This window comes from Arthrobacter sp. StoSoilB22 (assembly GCF_019977315.1).
GTDB lineage: Bacteria > Actinomycetota > Actinomycetes > Actinomycetales > Micrococcaceae > Arthrobacter.
Map to the genome: position 1 here is coordinate 2,805,782 of NZ_AP024652.1, position 16,025 is coordinate 2,821,806.

Here is a 16,025-nt window from a genome sequence, read left to right on the forward strand (position 1 = left end):
CGGCACCACCCCGACGCCGGGTAGGGCTGAAGATGGCGTGAGGCTAGATCGTGTAGTGGACTCCGGCAACCGCCACTGCCACGTCACCGGTGAAGACCGGTTTAGCTTCGGACAACACTTTGGTCTGCGAGGTCCATACAGGGATGTGCGTGAGGAGGAGTCGCTTGGCACCGGCATTCATGGCAGCCTCACCTGCACGCTTGCCCGTGAGGTGGACGTCCTTGATGCCGTCATCCCTGCCTTCCTCGAATGCCGCCTCGCACAGGAACAAGTCCGAGCCCCTCGCGGCGTCCTCGAGTCCCTGGCAGGAATCCGTATCCCCCGAATAGGTCAGGACCTTGGTGACGGGAAGGCCGTCCTTGCCCGGTTCCGTAGCGGTGACGCGCAAGGCATAGGCCTCTTCAACGGGGTGGTTGACGGCGAAAGGGGTCACGGTGAAGGGACCCACCGTCACCGGCTTGAGCTCGGTCCAGTTGGTAAAGTCGAATTCCTCGTGCATGCCGGGATCGAGATCCAGCCCGTAGGCGGTGGCCATCCTGTCCGCAGTGGCTGCAGGTCCCCACACCGGCAGGCGATCCCTGCCCCAGCCGCCCGGCTTCCAACGAACCGCTACGTGAAGGCCGCAGAGGTCCATGCAGTGATCAGGATGCAAGTGCGTGAGGAAGATCGCGTCGATGTCTTCCAGATCCGTATAGCGCTGGATGGCACCCAAAGCTCCGCTGCCCAGGTCCATCACGATCTTCCACTCGCGCTCACCGTCGTGCGCTGTCACCAGATAGCACGACGCCGGCGAGCCAGGGCCGGGGAACGAGCCCGTGCAGCCCACGATGGTCAGCTTCACAGGTCACGTCCCATGGTTGTTCCGGTGCCGCGACTGAGCGTCTCTTCGGGCTGGACGAAGTACGAGCGGCGGGAGAGCCCGGATCCGGACCGTGCTGCTTCGAGCATCTCGGGAGTTATTCGAGCCAGGCTGCCTGTGGGGTACTGGGCCGCGACGTGGTCCACATGCTTTACGGAGAGGACTTCCGGCCCCAGGAAGCGGCGGGCCAGAGTCTCGAATTGGGTAGCATCACCGGTAGCTATGAATTCGTGGCTCGGTGCCCGCGTCTCTGTCCGCTGAATGCCGTGGTTGGCCAACGCGCGGTAGACGTCTTTGGCCGTCTCCTCGGCACTGGAAACCAGCGTGACGTCCTCCCCCATGACGAATGAAATGACACCAGTCAGCAGCGGGTAGTGGGTGCAGCCAAGGACAACAGTGTCCACTCCGGCGACTCTGAGGGGCTCGAGGTACTCATTGGCAGCAGCCAGGAGCTCGGGGCCCGTGGTGATTCCGGCTTCCACGAACTCCACGAATGCCGGGCAGGCCACGGACGTGATGCTAAGGTCCGGGGCGGCAGCAAAAGTGTCCTCATAGGCTCTCGAACCCACGGTGGCCGAGGTTCCAATAACACCAATCTTGCCGGAACGGGTGGCCGAGACAGCGCGCCGGACTGCCGGCTGGATCACTTCGATCACCGGGATGCCATAGCGGGCGGTATAGCGTTCCCTGGCATCGCGGAGCACCGCGGCGGAGGCCGAGTTGCACGCAATGGTCAGCAACTTAACGCCCGAATCCACGAGTTCGTCCATGACGCCCAGCGCGTTCGCGCGAACTTCGGCAATAGGCAGCGGACCGTAGGGGCCGTTAGCGGTATCGCCCACGTAAAGGATTGATTCGTTGGGGAGCTGGTCAATGATGGACCGTGCAACAGTCAGCCCGCCCACGCCTGAATCAAAGATGCCGATCGGCCGTGTCCCTAGGAGTTCCCCATTGCCAATGGGGGCATTACTGCCCAACGCGCCGATGGGTGAGCCCGAATCTGAAGTCATAATTATTCGAGAATAAGGCTTCCCGTGGTGTGCGGCCATTACCTGTGCTCTCCGCCTCGTGTCTGATGTGTCACACGGTGTGAGGAGCATCCCGCCACCCGGATCAGGATTTCGCCTGTCGTGCAGCCATCATCGCCTGCACCAAAGACTCCTGAAGCCAGGTGGTGAAGTTGTAGACGAGGGCCAGGTAGCTCTCCACGTCCTCTGCCTGGCTCCAGTCCTGCATGCTGTGGATGTGCTCGGCATCGGCTTCATCGCGAATATCCAGGCGTTCGGCCAGCACGAGCCGGACATCGTTCAGCGCCATGGACCAGCGGGTCGCGTCCTCGGGGGTCAAAACGAGGTCGTTCTTGTCCAGGCCCAAAGCCGCAGCCCTCAGGGCACCGATTTTGTTTTCCCGGACAGAGCGTTCGGTGAGTTGGCGGAATTCCAGCGAGCCGTCGTCGTCGTCCTTCATGACGTTCGGTAAGAGACGCAGCAGGGCGCGGTCGCTGGGCTGCTGGACGTCCATATCCAGGCCGATCAGCGCAGCCAGCGGATCCTCGTTCTCCCGGGCGTCCGACTCCAGCATGGAAATGACGTCGTCCAGCAATCCCCGCAGGAGGTCACGCTCCGCGGGCTCCAGGTATCCGCTGATGCCCTTGAGTCCGTACTTGAATGCCTTAGCCACGCTGGCGGCCGCCCTTCCCGGGTGTCTCGTTGCCGCTCGCGGCCTTTTCAACCGTGGCCCACAAGCCAAAGCCGTGCATGGCTACGGCATGCTGCTCCACTTGTTCCTTGCTGCCATGGGCAACAATGGACCGGCCCTTCTTATGGACCTCCATCATGAGCTTGTGGGCTTTGGATTCGGAGTAGCCGAAGTAACTCTGGAACACAAAGCTCACGTAGCTCATCAGATTCACGGGATCGTTCCAGATCACAAGGTTCCACGGGATATCAGGGGCTGTCAGGACATCGGTGGAGGACTGCTCTGCAGCTTTGGTCCGCTCATCGATGTCCGTGCCGTACGCAACGCTAGGGCTCATCTGTCCATTCTAGGGCGGCTCGCACTAGAGTGAATTCGTGAGTAGAGCCTCGTCGTGGGACCACCCCGCAACTTCCTTGTACACAGACCACTACGAACTGACCATGCTTCAGGCAGCCTTGCACTCGGGCGCCGCGCACCGCCGCTCGGTGTTCGAAGCATTCGCCCGGCGACTGCCGGATGGCCGCCGGTATGGCGTGGTAGGCGGCACGGGACGCCTTTTGGAGGGCATAGCGGACTTCCGGTTCGGCGACGCCGAGCTCGCATTCCTTGAGCAAAACAAAGTGGTCAACCAGGAGACCCTGGACTACCTGGCCGACTACAAGTTCAGCGGCGACATCTGGGGCTACGCCGAAGGTGACGCCTACTTCCCCAACTCCCCCATCCTCATTGTCGAATCCACGTTCGCCGAAGCCTGCATCCTGGAAACCTTCATCCTGTCGGTCCTCAATCACGACAGCGCCATTGCTTCGGCGGCCTCGAGGATGACCTCGGCAGCCGGCACACGCCCTTGCATCGAGATGGGTTCCCGGCGCACCCAGGAGGAATCGGCGACGGCGGCAGCCCGCGCCGCCGTGATTGCCGGCTTCGCCAGCACGTCCAACCTCGAAGCCGGACGGCGGTACGGTATCAGGACCGTCGGCACGGCAGCGCACTCCTTTACGCTCCTTCATGACACCGAGCGTGAAGCATTCGAGGCACAGATCGCAGCGTTCGGCCCCGGTACATCCCTCTTGGTAGACACTTACGACGTCGAGACCGCGGTGCGTACCGCCGTCGAGCTGGCCGGCGATAAACTCGGCGCCGTCCGCCTGGACTCCGGCGACCTCATTGCGCAAGCACAGTGGGTCCGGCAACTTCTTGATGACCTCGGCAACGTCAACACCCGCATTGTGGTCACCTCCGACCTCGACGAATTCGCCATCGCCGCCCTGCAGTCCGCCCCGGTGGACTCCTACGGTGTTGGAACGTCGTTGGTCACCGGATCCGGTGCTCCGACGGCCAGCATGGTCTACAAACTCGTCAGCCGCACCAACGATGCCGGCGAGTTCATCTCGGTAGCCAAGGCCGCCAAGAACAAGGCAAGCGTCGGAGGTCGCAAATACGCCCTGCGGAAGCTCAACGAGCGCGGGCGGGCCACCCAGGAAGTCGTGGGGATCGGCCACCGCCCCGAAGATGACGGCAACGACCGCGAACTGCTTCACCAGTTCGTCAAGAACGGTGAGGTGTTGCCCGGGTGGACCGGACCCGAAGGTGTCATCCGCGCCCGGGAACGGCACGCTGCCACCATGGCCGAGCTGCCCGCCGTCGTGAACCGACTCCAGCGAGGCGAAGCTGCCATTCCCACCATCTACGAGGAGAACTGATGTCCAGGGCCCTGATTATCGTCGATGTTCAAAATGACTTCTGCGAGGGCGGAACGCTTGCTGTTGAAGGTGGCGCCGCCGTTGCAAGTGCCATCACCGAATACATGGACGCCAACCAACAGCATTTCGATCACATCGTGGCCACTCAGGATTGGCACGTCGAGCCCGGCGACCACTTCTCAGATAACCCGGACATGGTGGATTCCTGGCCTCCGCATTGCAGGGCCAGGAGTAAAGGTGCCGAGCTACACAAAGACCTGGATCCCGAGTACATCCATGCCTACTTCCGGAAAGGTCAATTCACCGCGGCCTACTCCGGCTTCGAGGGCGTCCTGGCTCCCGAAGACGACGTCCCCACCGGCGACCTCAAAGCCGGAGCAGCCACGGTGGAGGTCCTCGACGAAGACGCGATCGGACTCGACGATTGGCTCCAAAGCCACGACGTCGAGGAAGTGGTGGTGGTAGGACTTGCCACGGACTACTGCGTGAAGGCTACGGCGCTGGATGCGGTCCAGGCCGGATACACCACCACGGTGATTGCCGGGCTCACGGCAGGAATCGCCGATGACCTCAGCGATGCCTATGACGAAATGGAAGCCGCCGGAGTGGAAGTCGAACGCGACTGATTCGTGAATTCCTGGAAACAGGGAAGGGCGCCGCAACCGCGGCGCCCTTCCCTGTTTCAGCTGCTAGTGGTTCCAGCTACTTCCTGCCGATGAACCAGTCCTGAAGCTTGCGCAGGCGGGCCTGCAGCTGCTCCTCGTTCGCTTGGGCGACAGCCGGGCCACCACACACTTCACGCAGTTTGGTGTGAACCACACCATGGGGCGTGCCGGTACGGGCAGCCCAGGCAGCCACGTTTTTGGCCAGCTCGTTGCGCAGGTCCATGAGCATCCGGTGGTCAGGCACAGCCGGCGCGGCCGCAGCCGCCAGCGGTGACTGGCGTTTCTTGCGGGACTGCTGATCGTGCTGGCGTTGGCGCAGCAGTGTGCCCACTTGCTCTGCGTCCAGGAGCCCGGGAATGCCAAGGAAGTCCAATTCATCATCGGAACCGATGTCCGCTCCCGTGCCAAACTCACCACCGTCAAAAAGGACGCGGTCAAATGACGCTTGGGAATCCAGAGCCTCGAACTTGCCTTTGGTGAGCTCGTCCGACGCTTTGTCTTCCCGATTGGCCTCTGCCATGAGGTTCTCTTCGGGATTGAAGAGGCCGTCCTCGTCCTTCTCCGGGCGGTCCAACGCGTGGTCCCGCTCTGCCTCCATGGTGTTGGCGAGAATCATCAGCGGCGGCACGGAGGGCAGGAAGACCGACGCCGTCTCGCCCCTCTTGCGGGCACGCACAAAACGCCCCACGGCCTGAGCGAAGAACAGAGGTGTGGAGGTGGAGGTGGCATAGACGCCCACCGACAGCCGCGGCACGTCAACGCCTTCGGACACCATGCGGACAGCAACCATCCAGCGCTGTTCACCCGCGGAGAATTCCTCGATCTTGCTCGAAGCCTTGGAGTCGTCCGAAAGGATCACCGTGGGCGACTGGCCCGTGATCTTCCTGAGCTGGCCCGCGTAGGCCCGGGCGTCCTCGTGGTCTGTGGCAATGACCAGGCCACCGGCGTCCGGCACCGTCCTCCGGACCTCGCTGAGGCGCTTATCCGCCGCAGCCAGGACGGCAGGAATCCACTCGCCGGTGGGGTTCAACGCCGTGCGCCAGGCCTGGGAGGTGATGTCCTTGGTGACAGCAGCTTCACCCAGCGAGGCAGCCATCTCGTCACCTGCACTGGTACGCCACCGCATCTGGCCCGAATACGCCATGAAAAGTACGGGGCGCACTACGTGGTCCCGCAGCGCATTGCCATAGCCGTACGTGTAATCGGCTTTGGAACGCCGGATGCCGTCCCGGTCCTCAGCGTAGTCAACAAAGGGAATCGGCGAGGTATCCGAGCGGAACGGAGTACCTGTCAGTGACAGGCGCCTGGCGGCCGGATCAAAGGCCTCGCGCAGGCCATCGCCCCACGATAAAGCTTCGCCGCCGTGGTGGATTTCGTCCAGGATCACCAAAGTGCGTGCCGCTTCAGTTTTCGCCCGATGCAGCATGGGCTTGCTGGCTACCTGTGCGTACGTGACGGCAACGCCCACGAAGCCACGACCATGCTGGCCATCGGAATTCTTGAAGTTTGGATCAATGGCGATTCCCACTTTGGCTGCGGCATCCGCCCACTGACGTTTCAAGTGGTCCGTAGGTGCCACGATGGTGATCCTGTTGACCACCCCACTATCCAGCAGCGTGGTGGCGATGCGAAGGGCAAAGGTGGTCTTACCGGCGCCGGGGGTTGCCACGGCGAGGAAGTCCTTGGGATTGCGGTTCATGTAGAGGTCAAGTGCCTCCTGCTGCCACGCACGGAGCTTGGGCGCTGTACCCCACGCAGCACGTTCCGGGTACGCCGGAGGCAGGGACGGTCCACCAAATAGTGTTTCTGTCATGCTGGCTCCCCCGGGCTGATGGCAGCGATGATCATTTCCGGATTTCCGGGCACGCCAAAGCTGACGGGCAGGAGATGATCAGATAGGGCCGGTGTTCTCTTCCCACCCACTACTTGGAGTTGCCCGGGCCGCCGTTGTTTCCACCGTCGTTGCCGGGTCGGAGGCCGTCGTAAATCTCCTTGCACTCCGGGCAGACCGGGAACTTTTTGGGATCGCGCCCCGGTGTCCAGACTTTGCCGCAGAGGGCAATGACTGGCTCACCGCTCAGGGCCGACTCCATGATCTTTTCCTTGCGGACGTAGTGCGAAAACCGCTCGCGGTCGCCGGGTTCCACTTCCTGGCGCGTTTCCTCGCGCTCAATGGTGGCAGTGGACGTTCCGGCTCCGGAAAGCTCTCGCATGGGGTCGTTTTCGAATGGATCCGGAGGAAGCGTAGTCATGCCAAACATCTTACCGTCTACAGTCCCTGCCACTCCGGCTTGTTGTCGTAAGTGTGCCGATAATAATCAGCCAGTTTCAGCGATGACGCGGCTGCCTCATCCACCAAAATCGTGGCGTGCGGGTGCATCTGAAGGATTGATGCTGCACAAATTGCAGCTACAGGTCCCTCCACGAAATCACGCACAGCCTGGGCTTTCTGCGCCCCTGTTGCGACCAACACCACATGCCGGGCGTCCATGATGGTTCCCAGTCCCTGGGTGACTACGTGGTGGGGCACGTCGTCGATGCTGTCGAAGAAGCGGGCGTTGTCCTTCCGGGTCTGCTCGATCAGCGTCTTGATGCGCGTCCGGGATGCCAGGGAGGACCCAGGCTCGTTGAAGCCAATGTGCCCGTCTGTCCCCACACCCAGGATCTGGAGATCCACTCCGCCCACGGCTTTGATGGCATCCTCATAGGCCTGGCATGCTGCCTCAAGGTCCCCGGCTGCGCCGTCGGGTCCATGGACGTTTTCCGGCTTGATATTCACGCGGTTGGTGAACTCGCGCCGGATTACCTCGCGGTAGGACTCGGGATGTCCCGCTTCAAGCCCCACGTATTCGTCCAGCGCGAATCCATGCGCCTGGCTGAAGTCCAATCCCCCGGCCTCGTAACGGCTGGCCAACTCGTCGTAAATGGGCAGAGGGGACGAACCCGTTGCCAGACCCAGTACAGCGTTGGGCTTACGGCGGACCAGCGCTTCGATGGCATCGGCTGCAAGTGCACCGATCTGTTTAGTGCCAGGGAGAATGACAACTTCCATCGTCACGGCCTTTCTACTTGTGGTCGTCGAGCTATCTGACAAAGACGTTATCCCATGTCCCACCTACGGGCACGGTTGTTACGTGGTTATCGGTTTGCGCTGAGCTGGGCGAACATCTCCGGCCCTCTGGCGTCCAACCACTTTCCACCAAGGCGGACGCCCACCACGAACAGGATAACGCCCAGTACCGGACCTACTGCCAAGTTGATCCATCCAGCTTCCGAACCTCCAGTGAACGCCTGAACAGCCACCAGCGCAAGCTCCGGAACCAATAGAAGGGCCAAAAGACCCATACCAACTGCCTGAACTGCGAGGGTCTGGGCGACATTTCCCGGGGGTTTCTTGAACGGGCTGTCCCCCGGCAAGGGCACGGCGATGTTGTAACGCGCTGAAATCACGGATGAAAGCCCCAGCCCGGTCAAGAGCGTGCCCAACGACAAGCCCAAGAGATTGGGCAGCCATTGCCAGTCACCGGTGACAAAAAGCGGCCCTACGGTGAACACCAGCACCACCGGAAGGGAAAGTGCCAGGCAAGCCAACGCCCGGCCCAGGCGGTCATCGATGCCACGGACACCTGCTGCGAGGTGAAGCGCAAAAGCTGTGTTGTCGTACGAGACATCAGCGCAAATCGACCAGGCCATCACAAAGGCCGTCAGCGGCCCCAGGATCATGAGCATGCCGTAACTGCCGCTCTGTGAGCCGCTGAAGAAAAAGATGACAGGAAACAGGGGAACAATAACCAGGGATGCCGCGTACCGCGGATCCTTCATCCAATAGACCAGAGCCCGGGCAGCAACTGCACCTGCCGGTGTTGCGGGAAGAAGACCGAACAGTCCAAGTTTTCCACCCTTCTTTGCTGACCCTCCGGAGTACGGAGGCGTCACCAACGCCCGCTGCAGCAGAACATGCCAGCACAGGAGCAGGGCGACGATGGTTGCTGCCGCAATGAGCAACTTGAGCCCCGCGGCGGCCACATTGCCTGATTCGAGGTCTCCGCCCAGAGACCACGCTGCACCCAGCGGCGTCCAGGAAACAGCCCTGGCCAACACGGGGAGGTAATCAGCACTTCCGCGAACGCCGTCAATAATTCCCATCATGATGGGGCCCAGCAACACCAGCGGAATGAACACAATAATGCTGCTGGCATCTTTGAAACGCCGCGACGCCGCAAGGCCGGCAGTCGCCGTCGTGACTACTTTGGACAGGACGATGCACGTTATGGCACCCAGAACCGCACCCAACAAGGCACCTGCCACCGCTGGAAAACTACGCCACCAGGTCCCTACCGTCCCGAGCGCAGCCAGCAAAGTGGCCAGACCGGGAATACCGATGAAGCCCGCGAGGGCAAGGCCGGTCAAGAGTTGTCTAGGCGGTATGGCAAAGGTGGTGAACCGGGCAGGGTCCAAGGTCATGTCCGCGGCCGAAGCAATAAGCGGAATGATGGCCCAACCCAGGACAGCGGCCGCTCCACCCAATACCACTACAGTGTGGGCGATCTCCGGATCAGCCCACCGCAGCGCTATGAGGCCTCCAACCAGGAGGACCAGCAATCCCAATGCATAAACGAGCCCCAACGCCATGCCTACCAGCTGCCACGGGCTGCGCTTGAACCCGTTCAGGAGCAGGCGCCACTTGAGGTTTAGAAGGTGCGCAACCATTCCAAGCCCTCCGTCCGGTGTCCGCCGCCCACCAACTGGACGAAGCGTTCCTCCAACGTGGAACCATCGCGGACCTCGTCCACGGAGCCCGCGGCCAAAACACGCCCACCAGCCACAACTGCTACGTGGCTGCACATGCGCTGCACAAGATCCATGACGTGGCTCGAAACGATGACCGTACCGCCGGAAGCAACATACCCCTCAAGGATGCCCCTGATATTGGCGGCCGACACAGGATCCACCGACTCAAAGGGCTCGTCAAGGACAAGCAGACGCGGAGCATGGATCAGCGCTGAGGCCAAGGCAATTTTCTTGGTCATACCTGCCGAGTAGTCCACAACCAATTTGCCGGCGTCCGCTTGGAGATCCAGGGCAGCCAGCAATTCAGGCACCCGGGAGCCCACCACTTCACGGTCCATACCGCGGAGCAGACCCGAGTACGTCACCAGCTGTTCGCCGGTCAGCCGATCAAACAGGCGCACGCCATCAGGCAGGACGCCCATGAGCTTCTTGGCCTCCAGCGGCCGCGACCAGACGTCAACCCCGTGGATCAAGGCTGTGCCAAAGTCCGGCCGCAGCAGTCCGGTGGCCATGGACAACGTGGTGGTCTTTCCTGCACCGTTAGGCCCGACCATCCCGTAGAAGGATCCGGCAGGGACTTCCAGGCTCACGCCGTCGACGGCGATTTTCTCGCCGAATCGTTTGGCCAGGCCCCGAATGGACAGCGCAGCCAGTGGCTCGCTCCCGGGCGAGTCCTCCGAGGGCATCGGGTGAGCGGCCACCTGCGGTGGCTCGGCAGCTTGTGGCGGCTCGGCAGCTTGTGGCGGCGCGGCAGCTCGTGGCGGCTCGAATGTGGGCATGGGTTCATGGCGTGGTTCCGTCATGAACCCAGCCTAACCTTGCAGGCGGAAACCTGGAGGAGGTCCTAGAAGCCGTGGCGGGGAACGGCCCGCTGGTACTGCGGGACCCACGCAATGTCATGGCCTAATTCGTAGGCGGCCCTCAGCCACCAGTGCGGATCACGCAACGCGGCACGGGCCATGAACACCGCATCAGCCCTCCCGTTGGCCACAATGTCCTCCGCCTGCGTAGGACTCGTCAACAAACCAACCGCACCGGTGAGGACCCCGGCGTCGTTCTTTAACTGCTGGGCGAACCCTGCCTGGTAACCTGGCACGGCCCTGATCTGTTGATGCGCAACCGCGCCGCCACTGGAGACGTCCACCAAGTCAACGCCACGTTCAGCAGCGGCGCGAGCCAAACGCACTGAGGCCTCCACATCAACCCCGCCCTCGGCCCAGTCCGACGCCGAGATACGGAGCAGCAGCGGCATCGAATCCGGGATGACTTCCCTGACCGCGTCCACCACCGCGAGCATCAGCCGGTTGCGCCGTTCCTCGCTGCCGCCCCAAGCGTCTGTCCGGGTGTTGATGAGCGGGCTTTGGAACTGGTGAAGGAGGTACCCGTGGGCACCATGGATCTCCACGGTGTCAAAACCCACGGCCACCGCGCGCTTGGCAGCAGCGGCGTAGTCGGTCACCACGGCTTGGATATCCTCTTCGCTCATCATTCTGGGCGAAGCATAGCCGTCAAAAGGAGCGCTGCCGGGCCCTACCGTGAGCCAACCGCCGTCGCTTTCCGGAACAGAGCCGGAGCGTTCGGAAAACGGCCAGTAGGTGGACGCCTTGCGCCCGGCATGGGCCAGCTGGACACCGATCTTGGCATCGACGGCGCCATGCCGGTGGACAAAGTCCACAATCCGTTCCCACCCCGCGGCCTGGTTATCGGAATACAAACCGGCGTCCAGCGGGCTGATCCTGCCCGCCGCGTTCACTGCAGCTGCCTCGGTAAGGATTAATGCGGCACCACCGGCTGCAAAAGAACCCAGGTGCATCAAGTGCCAGTCGTGCGGGACACCTTCTCCGGTCTCCGGGTGGCAACTGTACTGGCACATGGGCGATACCCAGCCGCGGTGTGCAACGGTGAGTGCACGCAGCTGCAGCGGCGTGAACAGCGCGGACGGCACTAGAAGAGGACCCTCGCGAGTCCTTGGCGGGCCTTAGCCACGCGCTCGTCCTGTGTCCCTACCACCTCGAATAGCTCCAGGAGGCGTACCCGGGCCGTCTCGCGCTCCGGACCGAAATTCCTGCCGATAAAGCTGATGATGCGATTGAAGGCGTCATCGATGTGGCCGCCGGAAATGTCGAGGTCAGCAACCGTCAACTGAGCCTGAATGTTGTCGGGTTCTGTTGCGGCGAGGTGGCGGAGGCTTTCAGCCTCAGGCGCGGAGAGCTTTTCCAGCCTTGCCATCAGCTCCACCTGCACCAGACCCGCTTTGGCGTCGGTGTCTGCGGGTTGTTCGAGAAGCGCCTGCTTGTAGGCCGCTATGGCCCCCGCATAGTCGCCGGCCTCGATCGCATCAATGGCTGCCTGGTGCAGCGGCGGGAGCGGTGCGGGCTCCGGGTCCTCACCTGACTCATCAGCCTCACCTATGCTGCCGGTGACTCCGTTGGCTGCAGCGACCTTTAGAAGTTCCTCCACCAGGTTGCGGATCTGTTCATCATCGGCAGGTCCCTGGAAAAGCGGTACAGGCTGTCCTTTGACCACAGCAACAGCTGTGGGAACGGCCTGAACCTGGAAGGCCTGCGCCAGCTGGGGGAAAGTATCAACATCGGCAGCGGCAAGCACCAGCCGGCCACCGTAGGTTTCCACAACGCGTTCGGCTGCTTCGAGAACGGCCGGGGACTCCGGTGCGTAGCGCGACCAAAGAAGGAAAAGCACGGGGATCTGCGCAGACAATTGCACCAGATCCTGGAAATTTGTTTCGGTGGCATCCACTCGGAGTGGTGCTTTGCCGTTTTCGCCCCCTTGGGGCGCGCCGGCCGCGGGCGATCCGCCGCCCGCCGAAGCGGAGGGGGAAGACGCCGGCGGGGCGGCCGGGCGGCGCAGCGACGATAGGTCGACGGCACCGCGAAGATTGAGCTGGCTGGCAGCGGCTGGAGTGGGTCGGTATCCGGGCGAACTCATACCGTCCACTCTAGCCGCTGCCCTGCCATGGGTAAGCCCTACTTGAAGCTGGCTCCGACCAGTCCGCGGGTAGCTGCCACGAGCTTCATGGGGTCTGCAGAACCAGCTGGCGGAATGTACACCGCCACGGACTCGGCGAAGTTCAGGACCATGCCCGTGGTGGTTTCCTTTCCACCGGCGAAGACAGCGGAATCGTCCTCAAGGAGAAGCTTGTCTCCTGCCGCCTTGGGCGTGCCTTCGAAAGCGAAGTCCAAACGTCCCACAACCACGGCACCGCCGTCGGCAGTCCGGAGCACCACGGTCTGATTGGTGACCGGAGTGTGGGTGAACTTGAAGTTGGCGCTTGTTCCGTTCTTCACGGTGTCCGCCTGGTACGCCAGTGCCCCTGCGATGTACGGGGAAGACTGCCCGTCAGCCAGCTTGCTGCGGTTGGGAGACTCCGGGTTGGTGAGCATTTCACTCAAAATTTCCAGAGCCTCGTTACCGCTGTAAGCCAGTCCGGTGCTATCGCTAGCCGGTACAGGTTCGGTACCCTTGCGCGGAATCGGGAAAGAGGGGAAATTGGTCCCGGGTTGAAGCGGCGCACTGCCCCACAACTTGTAGTTTTCGCGGGGTGAAAGCTGCACCAGAGTCAGAACCTGCGGCACAACGTTGCCTTCACCCTGAGTGAGGGCAAAGACCGTGCGGGGCCAGTCACGCTTGGTGCTGATCACACTGCTCTGAAGCTTGGTGGCACGGACCGGCATGCGCGGCTCATAGGCGGAAACCGCGGACCGGATCTTGTAGTTCTGCGTCCGGATCTGGAGTTCCATTTTGTCTACGCGCGGAGCCAGCTTGGCCGCATCCTTGGCCGCATCGGCTGCATCCACAGTGCTGGCGACCTGCTCAAGAATCCGCTGCAACTGGGATTCCAGCATGACCGGCGTTCCACCGTCGGCAGCAGCTGCGGCCGAGGATGTGGACGTGGCCTCGGGTGTCGTGGTGGCTTGGGCAGCAATGGCTGTCCCTCCCACCATGACTGCTGCCATTGTGGCGGCAAGGGCAGTGATCCGGAGTGCCGGACCTTCGGTGCCCGCGCCACGACGGCGGCCTTCGTCACCCGTGGGCGACTGGACTTCAGTTGACTGTTTGGCTGAGGGTTGAACCGGCAGCGTGGTGGTTTCCCCACCATCGCGCGGCTCATCGTCATCACGGTCCTTGCGTCGATTGCTCATTGCCTTGGCGATGAACGGCAACGCCGCTCCCACCAAGATGATGATGATGCCCACAACAATCAGCGGCACTGCCCAGGGGGTGGTGGCGTTGTTGGGGAACGTCATGGAAATTGACGACGGCGCGGGCTTGGTACCGTCTCCGGCTACCAAAAGGGACCACTCGCCGTCAGCGGGAGGGTTCCAGGTGTAGTCAAGATCTCCGCTGGCATCCTCAGTGCTGACCCACAAATCGGATCCAGCCGGGGACGGCGCCGTGGCCTCGCCATCTGCGGAGGACACCTCCAGCGACTTCTGGTCAGCAGAGACACCGGTCAGCGTGTTGTGGGCGGTCTCACCGACCCACGCTTCCACATCGTCCGGTCGTCCGGTGGCTACCATGAAGTTGCCTTCACCCTGGATTTTGATCTTCACCGGCCCGTCATGGAGAGCGATCAACTTTTGGTCAATCACGGTCAGCGGGGCAGCTTTGGTATCGCTCGGAACCGAAGCCGTCACGGTCTCAGCGGGGGCCCAAAAAGTCAGCTGGCCTATACCGGCCAGCATCGTCAGCAGGCCCAGCAGCACCAGCAAGGCTGCAGTCTTCAAACGCACAGGATCACCTATCATCAGCGGTCGTTGAACTTCAAGGGTAACCGTTTTGTTATCAGAGAGTCAGATCGAGGTGATCTCCCCGACACCCCGAAAAGCCCGCCACCGCGCCGCTCCGGCGCCATTACGCGGTCCTGATAGTGTGGCGATGATCATGATATACGGGCCTCCCAACGCCTAAGTCCACCTTGTACCACCACTGAAAAGGCAGCTAAACCGCGTGAAAGACCACATGGAGCCCCGTCCCGTCGAAGAGTCAGGGTCAGGTGCGGTGGATTCCCCTTCCGGGGGTGGCACCGCTACTTCCGAGGGCCCTGCTGCAACGGTTCCGGTCCGCACCGGACGCCTGGCTGCCATCAGCCGGCGACTTCGGCAGCCCATTCCCGGAGCCCGCAACCGGGTGCGATTCGAGATGCCCCCGGAAACTGAATCCGATGAAGGCAGCGAAAGCTCCCGCCCCGAGGACGACCACGGATTCGGCGCCCCCGGCCCGCGAATGTCATCACAGCATCCTGTATATGTCGGATTCATGGGTACCGCCGGCGTCGGCATCGCCCTGGCCGTGTTCTACATTGCCAGCAACACCACCCAACTCATTTTGTGGATCGTGGCCGCGCTGTTCATCGCACTTGGACTTGATCCCGTGGTTCGTTGGCTTGAAGGCCGCAAAGTCCCCCGCCCCGCGGGCATCCTCATTTCCGTCTCAGCGCTTGTCCTTGCAGTGGCAGGCTTCTTCGCAACACTGATACCCACCATCGTCGAACAGGTATCGGAAATCGTCCGCCAAGCCCCTGAGTGGATCCGCGGTTTCCTCGACTCGGACTTCTTCCGCAGCGCAGACAGCCAATTCGGCGTGCGTGACCGTATCACTACTGAGCTGGACAAGTTCGTCAAAGACCCCGAGGCGATGGGTGGCATCTTCGGCGGCGTGGTGGGTTTCGGTTCCACTGTGGCCAACGGCCTGTTTGGTTCGCTGATCGTCCTGGTCCTGAGCCTGTATTTCCTGGCAGCCCTGCCGTCCATGAAGAAATGGGCTTACCGCCTGGCTCCCCGGTCCCGCCGTCCGCGTGTTGAGGCGCTTTCCGAAGCGATCACCGATTCCGTGGGTAATTACGTCATTGGCCAGGTCTGCGTAGCCCTCCTGAATGCTATTTTTGCGTTCATCCTGATGACCATCCTGGGCATACCATTCAGCGTCCTGCTGGCGTTCGTCGTTGCCCTGCTGGCGTTCATCCCCTTGGTGGGCGGCATGATCGCTGCAGTAGTGGTTATCCTGGTGGCACTGACCGCCGGCTGGCAGACAGCGGTGGTTTACGCGATCGCCTACTTCGCCTACCTGCAGTTCGAGGCGTACTTCATCTCACCGCGCATCATGCAGCGCGCTGTGGCGGTTCCGGGAGCCGTGGCCGTGATCTCGGTGATAGCCGGTGGCAGCCTGCTTGGCGTCCTTGGCGCGTTGATTGCCATTCCCACAGCAGCAGCGATCATGCTGCTCATCAAGGAAGTCTTCATCGTCCGGCAAGACAGGCACTGAGCCTTCTCTCGGTTTTTGTACAGATAA

15 protein-coding genes are annotated in these 16,025 nt (G+C 62.1%); 3 read left to right on the forward strand and 12 right to left on the reverse strand.

Features of this window, described 5'->3' with window-relative positions:
• Nucleotides 1–43 precede the first annotated feature (43 nt).
• The 4 genes from LDN70_RS13070 to clpS all read right to left on the reverse strand — a co-directional run bounded on the left by LDN70_RS13070 (nt 44) and on the right by clpS (nt 2,894).
• Nucleotides 44–841, reverse strand: coding sequence for an MBL fold metallo-hydrolase (locus LDN70_RS13070; protein ID WP_142938677.1), 798 nt, complete (start codon nt 839–841; stop codon nt 44–46).
• Nucleotides 838–1,908 (reverse strand): glutamate racemase, encoded by a 1,071-nt coding sequence (gene murI, locus LDN70_RS13075; RefSeq protein ID WP_223940502.1) that lies wholly within the window; start codon nt 1,906–1,908, stop codon nt 838–840. The genes LDN70_RS13070 and murI overlap by 4 nt, the downstream gene beginning before the upstream one ends.
• A 64-nt stretch (nt 1,909–1,972) precedes the next feature.
• Nucleotides 1,973–2,539 carry a DUF2017 domain-containing protein gene (locus tag LDN70_RS13080; protein ID WP_223940503.1) on the reverse strand — a complete coding sequence of 189 codons (567 nt, stop codon included), beginning with the start codon at nt 2,537–2,539 and terminating at the stop codon, nt 1,973–1,975.
• Entirely contained in the window at nt 2,532–2,894 is a 363-nt protein-coding gene (clpS, locus tag LDN70_RS13085; RefSeq protein WP_024817261.1) for an ATP-dependent Clp protease adapter ClpS, read from the reverse strand. The genes LDN70_RS13080 and clpS overlap by 8 nt, the downstream gene beginning before the upstream one ends.
• A 76-nt stretch (nt 2,895–2,970) precedes the next feature.
• On the opposite strand from clpS, the gene LDN70_RS13090 reads away from it, so the two are divergent.
• Nucleotides 2,971–4,260, forward strand: a complete 1,290-nt coding sequence (locus LDN70_RS13090; protein ID WP_208096082.1) for a nicotinate phosphoribosyltransferase — start codon at nt 2,971–2,973, stop codon at nt 4,258–4,260.
• The gene (locus LDN70_RS13095) at nt 4,260–4,886 is read left to right on the forward strand and encodes an isochorismatase family protein (protein WP_223940504.1); all 627 of its coding nucleotides are present in this window, start codon (nt 4,260–4,262) and stop codon (nt 4,884–4,886) included. Before LDN70_RS13090 ends, LDN70_RS13095 begins: the two co-directional genes overlap by 1 nt.
• A 76-nt stretch (nt 4,887–4,962) precedes the next feature.
• Here the strand turns inward: LDN70_RS13095 and LDN70_RS13100 are convergent, their stop codons facing one another.
• The 8 genes from LDN70_RS13100 to LDN70_RS13135 all read right to left on the reverse strand — a co-directional run bounded on the left by LDN70_RS13100 (nt 4,963) and on the right by LDN70_RS13135 (nt 14,482).
• Nucleotides 4,963–6,738: a DEAD/DEAH box helicase gene (locus LDN70_RS13100; protein WP_142938672.1), complete on the reverse strand. Its 1,776-nt coding sequence runs from the start codon at nt 6,736–6,738 to the stop codon at nt 4,963–4,965.
• Nucleotides 6,739–6,847: 109 nt separating this feature from the next.
• Nucleotides 6,848–7,186, reverse strand: coding sequence for a DUF3039 domain-containing protein (locus tag LDN70_RS13105; RefSeq protein ID WP_142938704.1), 339 nt, complete (start codon nt 7,184–7,186; stop codon nt 6,848–6,850).
• Nucleotides 7,187–7,194: 8 nt separating this feature from the next.
• Entirely contained in the window at nt 7,195–7,977 is a 783-nt protein-coding gene (gene nagB, locus LDN70_RS13110) for a glucosamine-6-phosphate deaminase (RefSeq protein ID WP_142938671.1), read from the reverse strand.
• An 86-nt stretch (nt 7,978–8,063) separates the two neighbouring features.
• Complete coding sequence (locus LDN70_RS13115) at nt 8,064–9,635, reverse strand: transporter (protein WP_223940505.1); 1,572 nt, start codon at nt 9,633–9,635, stop codon at nt 8,064–8,066.
• Entirely contained in the window at nt 9,617–10,519 is a 903-nt protein-coding gene (locus LDN70_RS13120) for an ABC transporter ATP-binding protein (RefSeq protein WP_142938669.1), read from the reverse strand. The genes LDN70_RS13115 and LDN70_RS13120 overlap by 19 nt, the downstream gene beginning before the upstream one ends.
• Before the next feature lie 41 nt (nt 10,520–10,560).
• Nucleotides 10,561–11,661: an NADH:flavin oxidoreductase/NADH oxidase gene (locus LDN70_RS13125; RefSeq protein ID WP_166840216.1), complete on the reverse strand. Its 1,101-nt coding sequence runs from the start codon at nt 11,659–11,661 to the stop codon at nt 10,561–10,563.
• Nucleotides 11,661–12,662 carry a tetratricopeptide repeat protein gene (locus LDN70_RS13130; protein WP_166840214.1) on the reverse strand — a complete coding sequence of 334 codons (1,002 nt, stop codon included), beginning with the start codon at nt 12,660–12,662 and terminating at the stop codon, nt 11,661–11,663. The genes LDN70_RS13125 and LDN70_RS13130 overlap by 1 nt, the downstream gene beginning before the upstream one ends.
• Nucleotides 12,663–12,700: 38 nt before the next feature.
• The gene (locus LDN70_RS13135; protein WP_223940506.1) at nt 12,701–14,482 is read right to left on the reverse strand and encodes a DUF8094 domain-containing protein; all 1,782 of its coding nucleotides are present in this window, start codon (nt 14,480–14,482) and stop codon (nt 12,701–12,703) included.
• A gap of 202 nt (nt 14,483–14,684) precedes the next feature.
• Between LDN70_RS13135 and LDN70_RS13140 the strand changes: the two genes are divergently transcribed.
• Entirely contained in the window at nt 14,685–15,998 is a 1,314-nt protein-coding gene (locus LDN70_RS13140; RefSeq protein WP_223940507.1) for an AI-2E family transporter, read from the forward strand.
• Nucleotides 15,999–16,025: the final 27 nt, after the last annotated feature.

Coding starts and splice junctions, on each gene's coding strand:
- murI (WP_223940502.1), bottom strand. CDS start 1,908: ATGGCCGCACACCACGGGAAGCCTTATTCTCGAATAATTATGACTTCA.
- clpS (WP_024817261.1), bottom strand. CDS start 2,894: ATGAGCCCTAGCGTTGCGTACGGCACGGACATCGATGAGCGGACCAAA.
- LDN70_RS13095 (WP_223940504.1), top strand. CDS start 4,260: ATGTCCAGGGCCCTGATTATCGTCGATGTTCAAAATGACTTCTGCGAG.
- LDN70_RS13100 (WP_142938672.1), bottom strand. CDS start 6,738: ATGACAGAAACACTATTTGGTGGACCGTCCCTGCCTCCGGCGTACCCG.
- LDN70_RS13105 (WP_142938704.1), bottom strand. CDS start 7,186: ATGTTTGGCATGACTACGCTTCCTCCGGATCCATTCGAAAACGACCCC.
- nagB (WP_142938671.1), bottom strand. CDS start 7,977: ATGGAAGTTGTCATTCTCCCTGGCACTAAACAGATCGGTGCACTTGCA.
- LDN70_RS13115 (WP_223940505.1), bottom strand. CDS start 9,635: ATGGTTGCGCACCTTCTAAACCTCAAGTGGCGCCTGCTCCTGAACGGG.
- LDN70_RS13120 (WP_142938669.1), bottom strand. CDS start 10,519: ATGACGGAACCACGCCATGAACCCATGCCCACATTCGAGCCGCCACGA.
- LDN70_RS13130 (WP_166840214.1), bottom strand. CDS start 12,662: ATGAGTTCGCCCGGATACCGACCCACTCCAGCCGCTGCCAGCCAGCTC.
- LDN70_RS13135 (WP_223940506.1), bottom strand. CDS start 14,482: ATGATAGGTGATCCTGTGCGTTTGAAGACTGCAGCCTTGCTGGTGCTG.